The 19,463-nt window shown below is 52.1% G+C and carries 15 protein-coding genes; 11 read left to right on the top strand and 4 right to left on the bottom strand.

All coding sequences use genetic code 11. From position 1 onward, the window contains the following. The first annotated feature begins 52 nt into the window (after positions 1-52). The 7 genes from A6U95_RS24245 to A6U95_RS24215 all read left to right on the top strand — a co-directional run bounded on the left by A6U95_RS24245 (position 53) and on the right by A6U95_RS24215 (position 8,747). The gene (locus A6U95_RS24245; protein ID WP_021805376.1) at positions 53-658 is read left to right on the top strand and encodes an ankyrin repeat domain-containing protein; all 606 of its coding nucleotides are present in this window, start codon (positions 53-55) and stop codon (positions 656-658) included. Positions 659-697: 39 nt separating this feature from the next. After that, positions 698-1,591 carry a DUF2877 domain-containing protein gene (locus A6U95_RS24240; RefSeq protein WP_074423399.1) on the top strand — a complete coding sequence of 298 codons (894 nt, stop codon included), beginning with the start codon at positions 698-700 and terminating at the stop codon, positions 1,589-1,591. Further along, on the top strand, positions 1,551-3,098 hold the full coding sequence (gene fdrA / locus A6U95_RS24235; RefSeq protein WP_065686357.1) for an acyl-CoA synthetase FdrA: 1,548 nt from the start codon (positions 1,551-1,553) through the stop codon (positions 3,096-3,098). The genes A6U95_RS24240 and fdrA overlap by 41 nt, the downstream gene beginning before the upstream one ends. Beyond that, on the top strand, positions 3,098-4,516 hold the full coding sequence (locus tag A6U95_RS24230) for a DUF1116 domain-containing protein (RefSeq protein WP_065686356.1): 1,419 nt from the start codon (positions 3,098-3,100) through the stop codon (positions 4,514-4,516). The genes fdrA and A6U95_RS24230 overlap by 1 nt, the downstream gene beginning before the upstream one ends. A 119-nt stretch (positions 4,517-4,635) precedes the next feature. Continuing rightward, on the top strand, positions 4,636-6,186 hold the full coding sequence (locus A6U95_RS24225; RefSeq protein WP_065686355.1) for a xanthine permease: 1,551 nt from the start codon (positions 4,636-4,638) through the stop codon (positions 6,184-6,186). Positions 6,187-6,388: 202 nt separating this feature from the next. Then, complete coding sequence (locus A6U95_RS24220; protein WP_065686354.1) at positions 6,389-7,339, top strand: carbamate kinase family protein; 951 nt, start codon at positions 6,389-6,391, stop codon at positions 7,337-7,339. A gap of 13 nt (positions 7,340-7,352) precedes the next feature. Then, positions 7,353-8,747 (top strand): amidohydrolase family protein, encoded by a 1,395-nt coding sequence (locus tag A6U95_RS24215; protein ID WP_065686353.1) that lies wholly within the window; start codon positions 7,353-7,355, stop codon positions 8,745-8,747. A gap of 56 nt (positions 8,748-8,803) precedes the next feature. On the opposite strand, the gene A6U95_RS24210 is transcribed toward A6U95_RS24215, so the two are convergent. The 4 genes from A6U95_RS24210 to murQ all read right to left on the bottom strand — a co-directional run bounded on the left by A6U95_RS24210 (position 8,804) and on the right by murQ (position 13,685). Continuing rightward, complete coding sequence (locus A6U95_RS24210; RefSeq protein ID WP_024530338.1) at positions 8,804-9,004, bottom strand: hypothetical protein; 201 nt, start codon at positions 9,002-9,004, stop codon at positions 8,804-8,806. A 159-nt stretch (positions 9,005-9,163) separates the two neighbouring features. Next, on the bottom strand, positions 9,164-10,888 hold the full coding sequence (locus A6U95_RS24205; RefSeq protein WP_065686352.1) for a Wzy polymerase domain-containing protein: 1,725 nt from the start codon (positions 10,886-10,888) through the stop codon (positions 9,164-9,166). A gap of 434 nt (positions 10,889-11,322) precedes the next feature. Beyond that, positions 11,323-12,774, bottom strand: coding sequence for a PTS N-acetylmuramic acid transporter subunit IIBC (gene murP / locus A6U95_RS24200; protein WP_065686351.1), 1,452 nt, complete (start codon positions 12,772-12,774; stop codon positions 11,323-11,325). 2 nt (positions 12,775-12,776) lie between these two features. Next, entirely contained in the window at positions 12,777-13,685 is a 909-nt protein-coding gene (gene murQ / locus A6U95_RS24195; RefSeq protein WP_065686350.1) for an N-acetylmuramic acid 6-phosphate etherase, read from the bottom strand. Positions 13,686-13,913: 228 nt separating this feature from the next. Here murQ and A6U95_RS24190 point away from each other — a divergent pair, with 228 nt between their 5' ends. From A6U95_RS24190 to A6U95_RS24175, 4 genes are all read left to right on the top strand, one after another. Further along, the gene (locus A6U95_RS24190) at positions 13,914-14,774 is read left to right on the top strand and encodes an SIS domain-containing protein (protein WP_065686349.1); all 861 of its coding nucleotides are present in this window, start codon (positions 13,914-13,916) and stop codon (positions 14,772-14,774) included. A 279-nt stretch (positions 14,775-15,053) separates the two neighbouring features. Then, complete coding sequence (locus A6U95_RS24185; protein WP_065686348.1) at positions 15,054-16,919, top strand: glycoside hydrolase family 3 protein; 1,866 nt, start codon at positions 15,054-15,056, stop codon at positions 16,917-16,919. Between the two features lie 18 nt (positions 16,920-16,937). Then, positions 16,938-18,023, top strand: a complete 1,086-nt coding sequence (locus A6U95_RS24180; RefSeq protein WP_065686347.1) for a hypothetical protein — start codon at positions 16,938-16,940, stop codon at positions 18,021-18,023. 36 nt (positions 18,024-18,059) lie between these two features. Continuing rightward, positions 18,060-19,391, top strand: coding sequence for a DUF1343 domain-containing protein (locus A6U95_RS24175; protein ID WP_065686346.1), 1,332 nt, complete (start codon positions 18,060-18,062; stop codon positions 19,389-19,391). Positions 19,392-19,463 lie beyond the last annotated feature (72 nt).

Genomic DNA, 19,463 nt, shown 5'->3' with positions numbered 1-19,463 from the left:
TCAGTAGCAATGAAAGCATCCAAAGCCCACTGGAAAAATAGGGAGCCAGAATATGTCTGATAAGGCGTTAATCACAGAATTTCTTTTTGCAGCGGAACAGGGCGACAGCGACGCGCTGAAAAGTTGCCTGAGTAAAGGGGCAGATATCAACGCCACCAACCGCCAAGGCCGCACCGCAATTACGCTTGCCAGCTTGAATAAACATTACGACTGCGTGGAATTATTAATCGCTGCCGGTGCAGACATTGATAAGCAGGATCAGACCTGTTTTAACCCCTTCCTGCTGAGCTGCCTGAATAACGACTTAACGTTACTACGTCTGGTATTGCCAGCAAACCCGGATTTGGACCGTTTAACACGCTTTGGCGGCGTGGGTATTACCCCAGCCAGCGAAAAAGGTCACGTCGATATTGTACGTGAATTGTTAACGCGTACCGAAATTAACGTCAACCACACCAATTTTGTCGGTTGGACGCCGCTGCTGGAAGCCATTGTGTTAAATGATGGCGGCGCGAAACAGCAAGAGATTGTCAAATTACTGCTCGATCACGGTGCCAATCCTCATATGACCGACAAATATGGTAAATCGCCTCTGACGCTGGCCCGTGAAAAAGGCTATCACGAAATTGCTGAACTGCTGGTTGCCGCCGGCGCTTAACCGAGGAGAAATGCCATCGCACAGCCGCAACGGCAGTGCATTACAGCGTTATCGGCGGAGGCGGCGTTCCCCCGCCAGAGGCTAAGTGGGCAGGTCGAACAGGTTTTTTCCCGCGCGGTAAACCTGTTCGTTCCCGAGCAGAACATGCTCTACACGTTATTAAGCGACGAGTACGATAACGCCCCCAATAGTTGCCGCATAGCGCTCAGGCACTGTGACCAGATATTTAGCCCAGGAGACCGCGTCGAGTTTTCTCAGGGCAGCATTGAAATAGGTCAGCATAGTTGGATTGATTTATCTCACTGCCAGACATGGCAGCAGCCTGACCTGTATTTAACCGAAGCAAGCAGAGCATCAATTGCTTGGCACCAATGGGGGGCATGCATTAATCAACAGGCTTCATCCGGTAATTCGCTGTTTAATTACCGTGGCGAGAATATATTTTATCGGGAAATGGCCAGATTATTACAACTTCATCGTGATGCGTTATTTCTAGCGATACGGCGCAATGAAGATCCCGACGAGGCCTTACATTCTCTCATTGGTTTGGGAATTGGACTGACGCCGTCCGGTGATGATTATCTGGTTGGGCTTTGCTCTATATTATTGCTACCCGGTCACCCGGCGCAAAAATATCGCGAGGTTTTTCTGGCGGTGCTGAAGAAAGCACAACATAAAACCACGCTGCTAAGCGCTATTACCTTAGAGACGGCAATCAATCAGCGTTACCGACAGGTGATTAGTCACCTGTTAGAAAAATTAGTACACGACGATCGTCACCTTATTATCGATACCATTAACAAGATTAAACAGATCGGTTCAAGTTCGGGTTGCGACATGCTGTATGGCATGGCCGATGCCTGTCTCTTGACCTCATATTTTGGAGAAAAATATGCCCATCAGGATCGTGGTAAAAAACAACACCTGGTTTGACTCAGTTTCGCTGATGTCTATTTCTACCAAAGCGAACAAACTTGAAGGCGTTGAACAAGCGTTTGTGGCCATGGCCACGGAGATGAACAAAGGAGTGCTGGAGAACCTGGGCTTGTTAACCCCAGAGCTGGAAGCCGCCAAAAACGGCGATCTGATGATCGTGATTAAGGGTGCCAGCGATGAAGCTAATGAGGCGACTCTGCAAGCGATCGAAGCCTTGTTCACCCACAAAGATAAAGGTGGCCGCCACGAAGCGCGTTACGCCACCCTCGCCAGTGCGAAAACTCATATCCCGGAGAGCAACCTCGCGGTGATCTCGGTAAACGGGTTGTACGCGGCACGTGAAGCCCGTCAAGCGCTGGAAAACGATCTCAACGTGATGTTGTTCTCCGATAACGTCTCCATCGAAGATGAATTAGCGTTGAAACAGTTGGCGCATGAAAAAGGCCTGCTGATGATGGGGCCAGACTGCGGCACCGCCATCATTAATGGCACCGCCCTGTGTTTTGGTAACGCGGTTCGCCGTGGCAACATCGGAATTATCGGCGCATCCGGCACCGGTAGCCAGGAGTTGAGCGTACGTATCCATGAGTTCGGCGGTGGTATTTCGCAGCTGATTGGCACCGGCGGGCGCGATCTGAGCGAAAAAATTGGCGGCCGGATGATGCTGGACGCGCTGGAGATGTTAGAGAACGACAACGGTACAGAGGTGATTGTACTGGTCTCCAAACCCCCTGCCCCTGCCGTGGCACACACCGTGCTCGAACGCGCCCGTGCCTGCCGTAAACCCGTGGTGGTTTGTTTCCTTGGGCGCAATGAGCCACCAGCCGATGAACCAGGGTTACAGTTTGCACGTGCAACCAAGCAGGCAGCGTTAAAGGCCGTGCTGCTTACCGGCATCAAAGAAGAGTCGCTCGACCTGCATCCACTGAACTGGCCGCTGATTGAAGAAGTGCGTGCCAAGCTGACGCCACAGCAAAAATACATTCGCGGCCTGTTCTGTGGCGGCACTTTGTGCGACGAAGCGATGTTTGCCGCGCTGGAAAAATACGACGATGTCTACAGCAATATTCAACCCGACCCGGCCATGCGCCTGCAAGACCTCAACCGCAGCGTGGCACACACCTTCCTCGACTTTGGCGATGACGACTTCACCAATGGCAAACCGCACCCGATGATCGACCCGACCAACCGCATCCAACGTCTGTTGCAGGAAGCGCGCGATCCCGAAGTCGGCGTGATCGTGATGGACTTCGTGCTTGGCTTTGGCTCTCACGAAGATCCGGTGGGCGTAATGATCGAGGCGATCAAAGAGGCCAAGGCCATTGCGGCCAGCGAGAGCCGGCAGTTGGAGATCCTCGGTTATGTGCTGGGCACCGACCTCGATACGCCGTCGCTACAGCAGCAGTGCCAGATGCTCACCGATGCGGGAGTGATCTGGGCGAGCAGCAGCACCAATACCGGATTGCTGGCGCGTGAATTTGTTTGTAAAGGAGGGAAAGCCTGATGAGCAACACGTTATTTAACCAACCGCTGAACGTCATTAACGTCGGTATCGCCATGTTCAGTGATGACCTCAAAAAACAACATGTGCCGGTAACCCAGCTCGATTGGACTCCGCCGGGCCAGGGCAATATGGCGGTGGTTGAGGCTCTCGATCAGATTGCCTCCCCTGCGCTTGCCGAGAAAGTGGCTGCCGCGAACAAACTGGCGCTGGAGCGCATTATTCAGTCGCATCCAGTGTTGGTAGGTTATGACCAGGCGATCAACGTCGTCCCTGGTATGACGCGCAACACCATTTTACATGCTGGCCCACCGATCACCTGGCAGAAAATGTGCGGTGGGATGAAAGGCGCGGTCACCGGTGCGCTGGTGTTTGAAGGACTGGCAGCCAACCTCGACGAGGCAGCAGAATTGGCAGCATCTGGCGAAATCATCTTCTCGCCGTGCCACGAGCATGATTGCGTGGGTTCGATGGCAGGCGTGACGTCCGCGTCAATGTTCATGCATATCGTCGAGAACAAAACCTACGGTAACCGCGCATATACCAATATGAGCGAGCAGATGGCGAAGATCCTGCGCATGGGGGCCAATGACCAAAGCGTGATTGACCGACTCAACTGGATGCGCGATGTGCAAGGCCCGATGCTGCGCGATGCCATGAAGCTGGCCGGTGAGATCGACCTGCGGTTGATGCTGGCACAGGCGTTGCATATGGGCGACGAGTGCCACAACCGCAACAATGCGGGCACTTCACTGCTGATCCAGGCGCTGACGCCGTGGATTATCCAGGCGGGCTACCCGGTTGAGCAGCAGCGCGAGGTCTTCGACTTTGTCGCCAGCAGCGATTACTTCTCCGGCCCGACCTGGATGGCAATGTGTAAAGCGGCAATGGATGCGGCGCACGGTATCGAGTACAGCACCGTGGTCACCACCATGGCGCGTAACGGCGTTGAGTTTGGTCTGCGCATCAGCGGGCTACCAGGCCAGTGGTTTACCGGCCCAGCGCAGCAGGTTATCGGCCCGATGTTTGCAGGCTATAAACCGGAAGACTCGGGGCTGGATATCGGTGACAGCGCCATCACCGAAACCTACGGCATTGGCGGTTTTGCCATGGCAACCGCTCCGGCCATCGTTGCACTGGTAGGGGGCACGGTGGATGAAGCGATCGATTTCTCACGCCAGATGCGTGAAATCACCCTGGGCGAAAACCCCAACGTCACTATTCCCCTGCTGTCGTTTATGGGGATCCCAACGGCGATCGATATTACCAAGGTCGGCAGCAGCGGCATCCTGCCGGTGATCAATACCGCCATTGCCCATAAGGATGCCGGGATCGGCATGATCGGTGCCGGGATTGTGCACCCGCCGTTCGCCTGTTTTGAAAAAGCAATACTGAGTTATCGCGACCACTACTGCCAATAAAAAAAACGGGGCTAACCTAGCGTTAGCCCCACCTGACACCAGAGAGTTGTTCACCTGCAGGACCAATGGCGATCCCGTTGATCGTCGAGAGTTGTTAAACGACCTGTGAAGGATTTTCCATGAACAAAATGAAATTAGAGTGGAAACGCGGTGACTGGGCAGCCTACTTCGGGCTGATGACCAATAACCTGACCAACCTGCTCACCATGATGGGGTTACTCATCTTTGTGGTGGGTATTCCCAAAGAGATTGTCTACGGGCGTATAGCCCCGGCCTTTGGCCTGGCCGTGATGATGGCCAGCATCTGTTACACCTGGTTCGGCCTGCAAATGGCTCGCCAGACCGGGCGGAGCGATGTGACCGCGCTGCCTTCTGGCCCGAGTGCGCCGTCTATTTTTACCGTGACCTTCCTGGTGCTGATGCCGGTTTATCAGTCGACCGGCGATGCGGACTTTGCCATTGCGATCGGCCTGGTGTGGTGCTTTGTTGAAGCACTGATCCTGGTGGGCGGCTCTTTCCTCGGTGAAACCATCCGCAAGATGATCCCGCGCACCGTGCTGCTCTCCTGCCTTTCCGGCCTGGGGCTGTTGCTGCTGGCGATGAACCCGATGCTACAGGCGTTTGAAGCGCCAACCGTTTCGTTCATCGTGCTACTGCTGATCTTTATCAACTGGTTTGGCAAAAAGCCAATATTCGCCCGCATTCCGACCGGTTTACTGCTGCTGATCGCCGGTACCGCGCTGGCGTGGATCTCCGGCCTGCAAAGCCCAGATGCGATTAAAGCCTCGATGTCTTCCTTTGGCTTTAACCCGCCTGGGTTCCATGTCGACAGCTTCATGCAGGGCCTGCCACACGCGCTGCCGTATCTGGCCTCTGCCGTCCCGCTGGGGCTGGCGAACTACATCTTTGACCTGGAGAACATCGAGAGTGCGCACGCCGCCGGGGATGAATACAACACCCGCAAAGTGATGATGGCCAACGGCCTCTCCTCCATGTTCGGCTGCCTGCTGGGCAACCCGTTCCCGGTGACCGTGTATGTTGGCCACGCCGGCTGGAAAGCCATGGGGGCCAGCATTGGTTACACCTTGGCGTCCGGCGTGACGATGTTCCTGGTTCCGCTGTTCGGGCTGGGTGCCTTTATGTTGGCGGTGATCCCGATGACGGCGATCGTGCCTATCCTGGTGTTTATCGGCGTGGTCACCGCCAACCAGGTGGTGAGGGAAACGCCAAAAATTGAGGTCCCGGTGATCTTCATCTGCCTGTTCCCGTGGATCGCCAACTGGGGATTAACCATGGTTAACAGCGTGCTGGGGGCGGCGGGCACCTCGGGAGCCAAGCTGGGCGCTGAGTTGCTGCATAGCAAAGGCGTGTATTACCAGGGGCTGGTGCATTTGGGTAGCGGTGCGCCGCTGGCCAGTATGCTTTGGGGATGTGTCGCGATTTTCGCCATCATCAACAAACCGCTGCGTGGTGCGGTGGCGGCGGCAACCGGTGCTCTGCTGGCGCTGTTCGGTGTGATCCATGCGCCAGCCGTGGGCTTTGCCGAGGGAAGCTCATTGCTGTTCACGCTGGCTTACCTGATGATGTCGGCCATGTTTGTGGTGAAGCATTTTCTCGATAGCCGTGAAACGGTTACAGCTCCAGTGCAAGAGCCAACCAAGAGCGCCTGACCCCTACCCTCTCCCACAGGGAGAGGGAGCTGCCCCGAGTGCACAACCAGCCCGGACAGTAGGGAGTAATAAAAACAAGGTATTACACCGAATAATCAACGAACTCGATCGGTTCCCTCTCCCTGTGGGAGAGGGTTAGGGTGAGGGGACATTCATAGGCTCCCGCCCCTATTTAAACGGCCTTTTTAATCGGAAGACCCAAATGAAAGAACTCGTCGTCGTCGCCATTGGTGGCAACAGCATTATCAAAGACAACGCCAGCCAGACCGTGGAACATCAGGCCGAGGCGGTGAAAAAGGTCGCAGACTCGGTGCTGGAAATGCTGGCATCGGATTACCACATCGTACTCACCCACGGCAACGGCCCGCAGGTGGGGCTGGAATTGCGCCGTGCAGAAGTGGCCCACGAACATGAAGGACTACCGTTAACCCCGCTGGCCAACTGCGTGGCGGATACCCAAGGTGGTATCGGCTATCTCATTCAGCAGGCACTCAACAACCGTCTGGCACAGCATGGCGGGCAGAAAGCGGTAACCGTCATCACGCAGGTTGAGGTGGATAAACAGGATCCCGCCTTCACCACCCCCACCAAACCGATTGGCGCTTTCTTTAGCGAACAACAGCGCGATGCGTTATTACAGCAATACCCCTCCTGGCGTTTTGTAGAAGACTCCGGGCGCGGCTATCGCCGGGTGGTCGCCTCACCGGACCCCATCAGGATCGTGGAAGCCGACGCAATCAAGGCACTCACGCAACAAGGGTTTGTGGTGATCGGAGCGGGTGGCGGCGGCATCCCTGTCGCACGTAATCCACAAGGGGATTATCAAAGCGTCGATGCGGTAATCGATAAAGATCTGTCCACTGCCCTGCTCGCCAGGGAAATCCGCGCCGGCGTACTGGTGATCACCACTGGCGTGGAGAAAGTGTGCATTCACTTTGGCAAGCCGAACCAACAAGCGTTAGGCCAGGTGAACGTGGCCGAAATGACCCGCTATATGGCAGAGGGCCACTTCCCGGCAGGCAGCATGTTGCCGAAGATCGTCGCCAGCCTGGCGTTCTTACGCGACGGCGGCAAACGCGTCGTCATCACCTCGCCGGATTGCCTCCCCGCCGCACTGCGCGGTGAAACGGGCACCCATATCGTTAACCTCTGAGAGGCAACAACAGATGAATGAGAACAAAAGCCGCCGTGAGTTTTTGAGCCATAGTGGCAAAGTGGCTGCGGCCTGCGCACTATTGGGGGCAACCTCCTCCGTCGGTTATGCTGCTAACCCGGCAACCGCGAACTGTGAGGCAGATCGGCGCATGAAAATTACTGACAAGCACTATTATCTGGATAACGTTCTGCTAGAGGCGGGTTTTGAGTTTGACGGAGCAACCCCGGTCAGCACTCATACCGAACTGAAAACGCTGGAGATCAATAAGGGCAAGATCGTTGCCTTGCGCGATAACCGCCAGCATGCGGACAGTACGCTGCCGGTTTACGACGCTGGCGGCAAACTGATGCTGCCCGCCATGCGAGATATGCACATCCATCTGGACAAAACCTTTTACGGCGGCCCATGGCGTTCGCTGAATCGCCCGGCGGGCACCACCATCAAGGATATGATCAGGCTGGAGCAGAAGCTGCTGCCGGAACTGCAACCTTACACCCAAGAGCGGGCCGAAAAGCTGATCGATCTAATTCAGTCCTACGGTTCCACCACCGCCCGTAGCCATTGCAACGTTGAGCCAACTTCGGGGCTGAAAAACCTGGAGAATCTGCAAGAAGTGCTGGCACGCCGCAAATCTGGCTTTGACTGCGAGATTGTCGCGTTCCCACAGCATGGCCTGTTGTATTCAAAATCAGAGCCGCTGATGCGTGAGGCAATGCAGGCAGGAGCGCACTATGTCGGTGGTCTGGATCCGACCAACGTCGATGGCGCAATGGAAAAATCGCTCGATAGCATGTTCCAGATCGCGCTGGATTATAACAAAGGGGTGGACATCCACCTGCACGAAACCAGCCCGGCAGGCATTGCGGCGGTGAACTACATGGTAGCAACCGTCGAGAAAACGCCACAGTTAAAGGGCAAGCTGACCATTAGCCATGCCTTTGCGCTGGCAATGATGAATGAACAGCAGGTGGATGAGATTGCCACCCGTATGGCAGCACAGCAGATTACCATTGCCACCACGGTCCCTATCGGCACTATGCACATGCCGCTCAGCCAGTTGCGTGAGAAAGGCGTGTTTTTGATGACCGGCACCGACAGCGTGATCGACCACTGGTCGCCGTATGGCTTGGGCGACATGCTGGAGAAAGCCAACCTTTACGCTCAGCTTTACGTACGCCCGAATGAGGGAACCCTGTCACGTTCGTTGGCGCTCGCCACCGGTGATGTCTTGCCGCTGAATGACAAAGGGGAACGCGTATGGCCGAAAGCCCAGGACGATGCCAGTTTCGTGCTGGTTGATGCCTCCTGCTCCGCCGAGGCGGTAGCACGCATTTCCCCAAGAACCGCTACGTTCCATAAGGGCGAGATGGTTTGGGGCCACGTTGGGCAAGGTAGTAAGGCCTGATAGATGTGGTGACACCAGGGGTGCAGCACGCTGCGCCCATTTACATCATCATTGGCTTAACCCGTACTTGCATTAACAATCCACCAGCAGAACAGACCGAGCAATGCCAAAAATACCAATAAGGTGATTAACACCCGTCTTCGCGTGCGCCCTTTGGTAAAAGAATAAATGAAGTTCACAATTTCGTAGATGGCTTCCAGTATCCCAAAAATAATTCTGAATACCAGGTTCACCAACTCACCGATACTTTCAAGCATTCCCTGCCCCCTTGCTATCCATATTAGGGCATACCGTACCAGCTAGGCACATGATAAGCCACTGACCTGCGCTGGCAGGCCAACTGATTGCCCACTCTTACCAGCGCATTGTGGCTTACACGGATCATAGTCCGCATCCCCGTGTAAACTTATCGCTCTTCACTCAGGCAAATCGTTTAAAAACCGTGGATCGGTGGGAAATAATGCCTTTGCTTCCTGATGTAAACGCCGGTAGGTGGCGCTATCCTGTTGATAATGCGTGATAGCCAACCATGAGGCATAAACATTTTTATCGATCCGCTGAGCAAGATAGCCCTGTGCCCATTGAGCATAGTTTTCAAGCAAGCGGGGGTCGCGGGACTGGTTATACATTAGCAACGCATGGGTCTGTTGATCGTAATGCCAACGTTCGGTATTCACCCAGGGGTCAAACGCCATCGCACGGCGAGCGGGTTGAATATCCGCAAAATGATTACGTTCAAAGGCGGTTAAAGACAAATTGGCATATAGCCCAATACTGGCCACTATGCAGATGGCGGCTGAAGCCATAGGCACTACAGTTCTTAAAAATGAGTGAGTTACTGAAGATAAAATGGTGCGCTCTGTGGCCTTATCGGTTTGGCAATCCCACTGTGCCAGCAGCAGTAAAAAAATGGCCCAATGTGCGCTAGACAGCATAAACGGGTATTCCGTTTGGCTGTGTAACAGCAAAGGGAGCAGCACGATGGCCAACGCCAGGCTTGCGCCTTTTTTTCGCCAGGATAGCAGGAGCAACCTGATACCGGCACACAGTAAGACTATCATGCCAGCCAAGGCAACCATGCCCCCTTCAACCCACCACAGCAAGAGTTCATTATGCGGATGGCGCACCACGCCAAGACCCAATGTGGATAATCCGGCAGCCAGGCGATAGTGCTGAAAACTATATTCGAATCCACCGTAACCCCAACCCAGCCAAGGCTTTTCGGCAATCATCTTTATGCTATCCTGCAACATGATCAACCGGGCCTGGTTTGATGTGGTGTGTTCAATCGTTTCAACTCCTCCATTTATTTGAAAAATGAATGCGATAGTGATACCCAAAAGCATTAGGCCTGTTGCGGTACCCGTGAGCTTTTTTGCCTGCCGCCATCCCAACCAGAGCAACAACGCCCCGCTAATACCGCCGCCAAGCCAGCCGATCCGTGACTGTAACCACACCAACAATGCGGGAAACAGCACCAGCACCAACCCCAAGGCATAACGTCTGTATCGTTCTGCTTTTGGCTGGGTTAAGGAAAAATCAGGCAACAACAACAGCATCAATGCCAGTGCCAATCCGCAAGCGATAAAGCTGGCCAGAACATTCACCTGTTGGAAGACCCCATAAGGCCGGCCGTTTTTCATTGGGTAGTCAAACCAGGCTGGTACGACTTCCGGTAAGGCCAATTGCAACAGAGCAATAAGCGCCTGGAATACAGCGGCCAGCAGAATGGCGTAAAATAGCCAATGCCGGGCAAAGTGCGGTGGGCGATATTGCATCCATGAGACGTAAAAAACCCAACCGCCAGCTAACCCAAGCCAGCGTGCCATTCCCGCACTCTGCCAATGTGGCGAGGTATATAATAGGGGAATTGCCAGGATCACCACGGCCAGCAGCAGCCAACGGGCAGTTACGCTAAGCGAGATGGGAGAGTTGGCCGATAGTGTCAGCCAGAGGGTGGCAGTGACGGCAGCCATCACCGCCCAAGTCAGGATATTATGCGGCAGTTTCAGGCCACTTCCGCCCATATTGGGCAAGGCAAGCGGACTAAGAAATATCAACCAAATCAGTAACAGCCCTAGAGGCAATAAGGATAGTCCCACCGGGCTAGCCAATGGTAAAGGACTTTGTGGATGATGCATTTTTCACCTGATAAAATAAGCTTCAGTGTTGAGAGCGATGGTATTACTTTTTTATGCCTATCACTCTTCAAATTACGGGGGAATAATAAATTTAACGTCAATTATAGTCATTGATGCATAAGAGTCTACAACATCGTGGAAAAACCAATCAATTTAATAATTGACAATTAAAAAAACATAATATCTTTAATTTTTTATAGCAAAAAATTAAATGTTGGCTTAAAAGCAGAAATCGCAAACTCAATAGCAATATTGCTGAATTTGCAGGGGGATGTATACATGCCAAGCTTTAGTTAAATAATTGATTAATTGAGAGATATGAAATATACGGCGCCCGTTTTAGCGTAGCCGCTTAGGAGTGTCTGGCCCGGTAAACCGGGCCATCGTGTGATGAGAGTATTAAATCAACCAAAAACAAGTTAAAACAAATTAAATCAGCTTAAATCAACATCTTTACTGCCAAACAACCAGGTCAGAATAAATCCAGCGATATAGGAGATCAATATACCGGCGACATAAACCAACATGCCGGCGAAAATTCCCTTGGCTGAGGTCATTAATGGAATCGACACCAGACCCGAAGGGCCAAACACCGTATTCAGCCCCACCGGCAACCCCATCCAGGCAACCAGACCGATAAAGAAACCACCGACCGCGCCCCCCAGGCAGGCGGTAACGAAGGGCTTCAAACGCGGTAAGGTAACGCCGTAAATCAGCGGCTCACCAATCCCCAGCAAGCCGGGGAAAATGGCACCTTTAATCTGGGTACGCAGCAAAGAACCTTTAGGTGACCGAGCAAACAGCGCCAGCGACGCCCCCACCTGCCCTGCACCGGCCATCGCCAGAATAGGGAACAGCGAGTTAAAGCCCTGCGCATCCATCAAGGCAAAGTAAACCGGCACAAAGCCCTGATGAATGCCAAACACTACGGCGATCAGGAACAACCCGGCCAGAATGGCGGTGCCAAACGGGTTGCCGTTCAGGTGCATAAACAGCCATGACATGCCCTTAAACAACTCACCGCCAACCGGCATAATCACCACAAAGGTAATGGCGCCAGTGATCAGCAGGGTAATTGACGAAGTCAGGATCATATCCAGATTATCGGGGATCACCCGGCGCACCTGCCTTTCGATCCATGCGCCCAAGATACAGGCCAGTAGAACCCCAATAATGTTACCGCGTGGGTCGATCGCCAACCCAAAAAAGTCGCTCATCCCTGCGTAATAGCCTGTAGTTCCTTCAGGGACATAGCGTAAAACAAACAGTGAAGCGATGATCGCACCGTTAACCCCGGTGCCACCAAAGGCCTTCTGAGTGTTAAAGCCGATCAGAATACTGAGGAAGGTAAACAAACCGATGCTGAACACTTTCATGTAAGCGATCAGCCCTTTGAGCCATGCGGCCGGTGCCACGCCCTCCACGATCAGCGTTTGCTGCATCAGGGTAGCGATCCCCAACAACAGCCCTGCGGCAATAAAACCTGGGATCAACGGCGTAAAAATCGTGGCAAACTTCGTCAGGAAATTATGTACCGCGCTATTTTGCTTGGCTTTCATCTGCTGCTTGTTTTCACTTGCCAGGGCCTGCAAGTCAGCTTGCTCGGCATTCCCCCGTTCCTGCTGCGGCTGCGCCGTTAACAACGCATTCATCATCTCGCTGGCAGTTTGAGCTTTGCCAGGGCCGAGGATAACCTGCAGTTGATCGTCGCCGTTAACTACCCCCATCACGCCAGGGATCTTCTTCAACTCATCGAGCCGTATCTGCTGACGATCTTTTAACGTCAGACGCAGCCTGGTCATGCAGTTACCGCAGATAATGATATTTTTACTGCCGCCGACCAGAAGTAAAATTTGCTCTATCATAGGAACGGTTATTTTCGCCATGGTTATGCCTGTATCCCTTGCAGTGCTTGACGGATAAATCCTTTGTTTTTACTCAAAACCGCGCTGGCCTCAGGGGCAGACAAGCCGCCGAGGATCATCACAATCGCGGTTTTGCAGTGACGCTGACATTGATTAAGTGCCTCTTCCGCCTCCTCTGGGCTGCACTCGGTGGCTTCAACCACGATATTGACCTGGCGCTGTATCAGCTTGGCGTTGGTGGCCTCTACGTCGACCATCAGGTTGCTGTAAACCTTGCCACTGCGGATCATCGCGCCGGTGGTGATCATATTCAGAATTAACTTCTGCGCCGTTCCCGCTTTCATGCGCGACGACCCCGTCACCACTTCTGGGCCTACTACCGGTTCAATAGCAATATCGGCTGCCTGGCTCATTGCGCTATTTGGATTGCATGAGATGGCCACAGCTGTCGCCCCAACGCTACGGGCATACGCCATTGCCCCCAGTACATAAGGGGTGCGGCCACTCGCCGCGATGCCAACCAGCACATCACGCGCATTGAAATCGAGATTACGCAGATCCTGTTCGCCCATTTGCGGATTATCTTCGGCATTTTCCACCGCCTGCAAAATCGCGGCATGCCCCCCGGCAATCAGCCCAACGACCTGTTCACGCGGCGTACCGTATGTTGGTGGGCACTCACTGGCATCCAGGATCCCCAACCGACCAGAAGTACCCGCACCGCAATAAATCAATCGGCCACCGCAGGCAAAAGCCTCTACCACCAGATCTACTACCTTGGCGATTGCTGGCAAGGTGGCAGCTACCGCCAGCGGCACTTTTTGGTCTTCGCTGTTGATCACTGCGAGCAAATCCAGAGTGGGCAACGTATCAATTTGCGAACTGGCCGGATTGCGGCTTTCCGTCACCATCTGGCTTAAATTTATCTTCATAGGGGCTTCCAATGGGTTAAGATTTTCGACAATGTTAAGGAATTATTTATTCGGCAAATGTGATAATCGTCACGGTAAATCTATTCTCGCCGATGGGTAAATCAGGAATAAAACGGAAAAATAACCGCCATTTAAACTTTAATTTTCAACAATTTCAAATAAATAAGTCAAAGGAATGAAAAACCCCCTAACTGGAATAATCTATTACACACAGTGGAGATATTGTTGATGTCAGTCCTGAACGAAATCACCTGGTTGTTGCCAAGCCTGGCCGAAAACCAGCAAAAGATCGCTAAATATATCCTTGAGAACCCGGAAGCCGTCCTGAGTATGTCTTCTTCCCAGTTTGCTGAAGATGCGGGGGTCAGCCAGTCAGCCATCGTCAAGTTTAGCCAGAAAATCGGCATGAAAGGCTTCCCTGCCCTGAAAATTGCCATCAGTGAGGAGCTGGGTAGAAATAACCTGTTCAAGTCCTATCCGCACAAGGCCTTGCATAACGCCATCTCGTCGGAAGATTCATTGATGGTGGTGGCACAAAAACTGGCCCATGAGAAAAATGCCGCGATCGTCGAGACGACAAAAAGGATCAATTTCGCCATTTTCCAACAGGTGGTCGATGCCATCGATAACGCGCAACGCGTACAGATCGTAGGCATTTGGGGCTCGGGTCTCACCGCCAAAGATTTGAGCTACAAATTACAGAAGATCGGTATCCTGAGCCTGGTGGAAGCCGACCTTCACGTCCAAATTGCCACCGCGCAGGCGCTAACCGCCAAAGACGTTCAAATCGTTATTTCTTTCAGTGGCCGCAGGAAAGATATGCATATCGCCGCCTCGATGGCCAAAGCACAGGGAGCGACGGTGGTCGCCATAACCGGCAGCAAGGACAATCCTTTAGCCAAAATAGCCGATTATGTATTGGAAAGTGTCTCTGATGAAAACGAGTGGCGTAGCTCTTCGATTTCGTCCAGAACCGCACAAAATACCCTGACGGATTTGATTTTCCTTGCGTTAATGCAACGACGCAAAGAGATTGCCAAACCTCTGGTGCTGAATGCGAGCATGACCATTAATAACCTGGACGACTGACCCCCAGAAAAAACCGAATACCATTAAAACAATGATAAGAATTATCTTAACTTTTTATGACGGGATTAAAATAATTACCGCAAGATATTCTTGCCCTTAAAGGGTTATTCTTTGCTCGCCCCCTTTACCAATCAAGCTGCGCGATACAATGCTGGTATAAAAAACCGGCATTATTCCTTTCCGCGCCACAAACACGAATCGATCAACTGTGATAATTATCACTTTATTACCTGGTTTGGAATGTACAATCGCCGGAAATTGATACCTCGGAGTCATCCCATGAAAAAAATAATACCGGCCATCTTTTTATTTAGCGCCGGAAGCTATGCTGCCGCTATTCCAGAAGCCCAACTAAAAGAGATGTGGCTTTCCCCCAAAGGTGCAGCTGAAAAACTCATTGCCGACATGAGTTTGGCAGAAAAACTCGGACAAATGTTGATGATTGACATTCGTTCCTGGGATGAAAATAGCAGCGAAAGCAAAACGCCTTTTATTGAGATGAATACCCACGTCAGTAAAATGATGACGGACTATCATTTGGGTTCGGTGATCCTGTTTCGGGAAAACCTGATTAACACTCCACAAACGGTTGAGTTGATTAATAATTTCCAGCACGCACGGACTAATTTACCGCTGTTTATCAGTACCGACCAGGAAGGTGGCTATGTTACTCGTCTGCGTGTGGGCACCGAGATGCCGGGTAATATGGCGCTAGGCGCTACCGGTGTGGTCGATTTAGCCAAACAAGCCGGGAATATCCATGGCTATGAGTTAACCAGCCTTGGGTTTAACTTTAACTTTGGTCCGGTAGTGGATGTGAATAACAACCAGAATAACCCAGTCATCGGCGTTCGCTCTTATTCGGACGATCCCATTCTGGTAGGACAATTAGCCCGCAGTTATATTGAGGGTATTCATCAATATCCGGTACTCACCTCTTTGAAGCATTTCCCCGGGCACGGCAACGTCGCCTCGGATACCCATTTTGCCCTCCCCAGCGTCAACACGGATAAGGCTTCATGGCAACAGACCGAACTGAAACCCTTTGTCGACGTGATGCCCGATACCGATGCCATCATGACCGCCCATGTGGTGGTGCCAGCGCTTGATAGCACCATCCTGACCAACATCAAGGGAGAGAAAATCGGTACCCCGGCCACCTTATCCAAAGCGATCCTGACCGATACCCTGCGTAATCAACTCAAGTTTGACGGGCTGATCCTGACGGATGCCATGGACATGGGGGCCATTACCGGCAATTTTGATCGTCATTGGTCCATCAAGCAGGCTATTTTAGCCGGTAATGATATCGTCTTGATGCCAATAGGGATTAAAGACAGCGCCAGCATTGAACAACTCGGCGAACTGTATGCTTATTTGCAGGCAGAAGCGGAAAAAGACCCGGTGTTGAAGCAACGCATTGAAGATTCTGCGCAGCGGGTGATTTATACCAAGCTCAGTAAGCGCATCTCCCCTGCGCCTCATGATGCTGCCACGGCTGAAAGGATTGTCGCCTCCAAGGCGCACAAGGATCTGGAAAACGCCATTTCAGAGCAGGCCATTACGCTGATCAAAAATGAGCAGGTTCTACCTTATGCGCTGAAACCACAAAACAACATCATGGTCTTTTCGGACGAAGGCCCACGCAATGAGTTAATCAACAAGCATCTGGGCCAGATTGCCAATGAGTTGAAAGTGGGATTAAACGTAAAGGATCAGGTGGTTAAGCTGGATCAGGATACATTAACGACAGAAGAAATTGAGCAGCAACTTCAAGGTCAGCAGTTGGTTATCCTGGCCACCTACAACCTGAAGCTCAACCCAGTCAATGCCCAGCGCATCATCGACGTCGCCAATAAGCAAAACATTCCTCTGGTAGTTATTGCTACGCGCAACCCGTATGACATTGCCTATTTATCTGACGTAAAGGCCAATATTGCGATTTATGGCATCACCGGTTTTGATGTGACCAATAACGTCCGCAACAGCCTGGAAACTAACATTCGCAGTGGTTTAAGAACGCTGTTCAAGGGGCCTACAGGGGATAGCCTTGCAACGCCTCACGGTAAATTGCCGGTTGATATTAAAACACCAGATAATAATAACGTGCTCTACCCACGCGGTTACGGATTAACAGCATTATAATATCTTTGAAGGTAAAACATGAAGATCTTAACAGGGCTAGTGATTTTCAGTGCTATTCTTATGGCACAACCAGTATTAGCTGATGAGTCTGAGACCGATTATGATCAGGAGATCATCAAACTCAATAAACGCATTCAGCAAATAGAAAAAGAAAAGAAAGAAGCACAGGATAAAATTAAACAACAAACCTGGCGCTTCGATACCTATATTGGCACCGAGCAGGAGATAGACAGTGACGACCGCTGGAAATATATCCGTGGCAGCGTAGCAACCTCGCCTTATGTCGGTGCCTTTATTTATCAGAATGATTCATTGTGGCTGTATGATGTCCAATTTTTGAAAACCTATCTGGACAATACGCCAGAATATGACCGCACTCGTTGGCAGGCAGGCGTCACCAGAACGTTTCCCTTCACTTTGGGAGGAAAAACTGGCAACACCAAATTACGCCTCGGTTATCGTAACGACAACTGGCATTATCCTTCCATCAGCAACCCAGCGCTGGCAGCACCGGAATACAAAGGGGATATCCGCAAGGGCGAGGAGCGGCACGAGATCTGGATCCGTCCGCAAGCCTATTACAAATACTCTGATAGCCTGAGTTTTAATGCCAGCCTCTCCTTCCGCCTGATTGACCGCAAGTTGGATTATGCGCGGGCAAAAGGAGATTATGGGGTTTACAAACGCGATTGGAGCCAGATCAATGAGCACTTTGCGGGAGCAAACCTGACGTTTAACCAGAAAAACTCCCTCTGGCTGAACTATCTGTATATTGATGAGCAACTGGTTAATACGCTGTATAACAAGGAACATTTCCTGTGGGCGATTTACCGTTACAAGTTCGACAGTGGCGTGATGTTAATGCCTTATACCCGCCTGGCACTGACTAAAGGGACGCAAAGCTTCCGCGACTCCAGAAACCAGGAAACGGTTTATAAAGAGAAAGACCGTAGCCGTTACGGCTTCCAGGCAATCTATCCGTTTAACAAACAAACGTCGCTGTTTGTCGACAGTTATTACCGCCCGGAACAAACCTGGATGAACGGTGATAAAACCAGCAACAACTTCTGGTTCTGGGCGTTGGAACTGCGGCATAACTTCTGACGGGTATTTGACCCTATTAATGGAGGGAAACAAGGAATGAGACACCTGCTACTGACGGTATTATTCCTGTGCTCGTCGTTGGCTATCAGCGCTGGCCATGCCAGCGCTGGACCAGGCATAGTGCTCGGCGTCGATCAGGAACACATTTATGGGCCGCTGCTTAAAAACCAGCGCGTCGGCCTGATGGTGAACCAAAGCTCAATCAACAGACAGGGCCGCCACACCATCGACAAATTGCTCTCCGAGCAGGATAAATATCAGTTTACCGTGACCACCCTGTTCTCGGTAGAACATGGCATTCGCGGTAATGCCGATGCCGGGCTGGGCGACGATAATCATCTCGATAAACATAGCGGCCTGCCGATCGTGTCTTTGTATGGCCGGGATGAGGATGGGCGGTCTCGAGCCCATCCCACCGAGGCACAGTTAGCCAATGTCGATATCGTTATTTACGATCTGCAGGATGTGGGCGTTCGCTTCTTTACCTACACCATTTCCCTGCACCACATGCTGGAAAGCCTGCAAAAATACCACAAGAAAATGATGGTATTCGACCGACCTAACCCGCTCGGCAGCCATGTATATGGCCCTATTCTCGAGGAGGCAAACATCTCGGGGATTGGTATGCATCCGATACCGATGGTGCACGGGCTCACCTCGGGGGAGTTTGCCCGCATGATCACCGGCGAGGGTTGGCTGACAAATTTCAACGATACCAACTGGCAAGCCTTTGGCATCAAAGACTATCAGTTCCCCGCTAAAGACCTGATGGTGATCGGCATGGCTAACTATACCCATGACACCCCTTATTCACTGCCAGTACGGCCATCGCCGAACCTGCGCAGCGATCTGGCCATCCAGCTCTACCCTTCTTTGGGCCTGTTTGAAGCCACCAGCGTTAATATGGGCAGAGGTTCAGACCATCCATTTGAACAACTGGGTTTTCCTACGCGCCAGTTTTACGTCAATACCTGCTATCAGGTGGATATCAACCAGCAGAAAACCGGCTGGCCACAGGCCGGAAAGGAAGTGTGCGGGGAGATTTTGACCGCTACCGACATCGGCCAGGTTAAGCCAACGATACGTTATCTGGTCGACTGGTGGTTCAAGTTCAAGACTGCGGGCTATGAGATGGTGATCCCTGCAGCAAAAGAAGCGCAGTACCTCGATTATCAGGAGGAGTTCTTCTTGATACGCCCCCAGTGGCTGGCCAAGCTCACCGGCACCAGCAAACTGGTTACGTTGCTGAATGACGCAAGCGAAAGAAAGCTGTCTGTTGATGAAACGGTTAAATTCATCGAGGCCCAGTGGCAACCCGGTGTGGATAGCTATTTGCAGCTGCGGGAAAAATATAAGCTTTACCCTTAACGAGGCTGCGATGGCGCAAGGGGCGCCACATGTTGCGCCCCCTACAAATTCAGTCATTGCCACGTTGTCATT

The sequence above is a fragment of the Serratia sp. 14-2641 genome, from assembly GCF_001692375.1.
In the GTDB taxonomy this organism is placed as follows: Bacteria; Pseudomonadota; Gammaproteobacteria; order Enterobacterales; family Enterobacteriaceae; genus Chania; species Chania fonticola_C.
The sequence above is the reverse complement of the archived record's forward strand: the minus strand, read 5'-3'. Positions and strand labels throughout refer to the sequence as shown.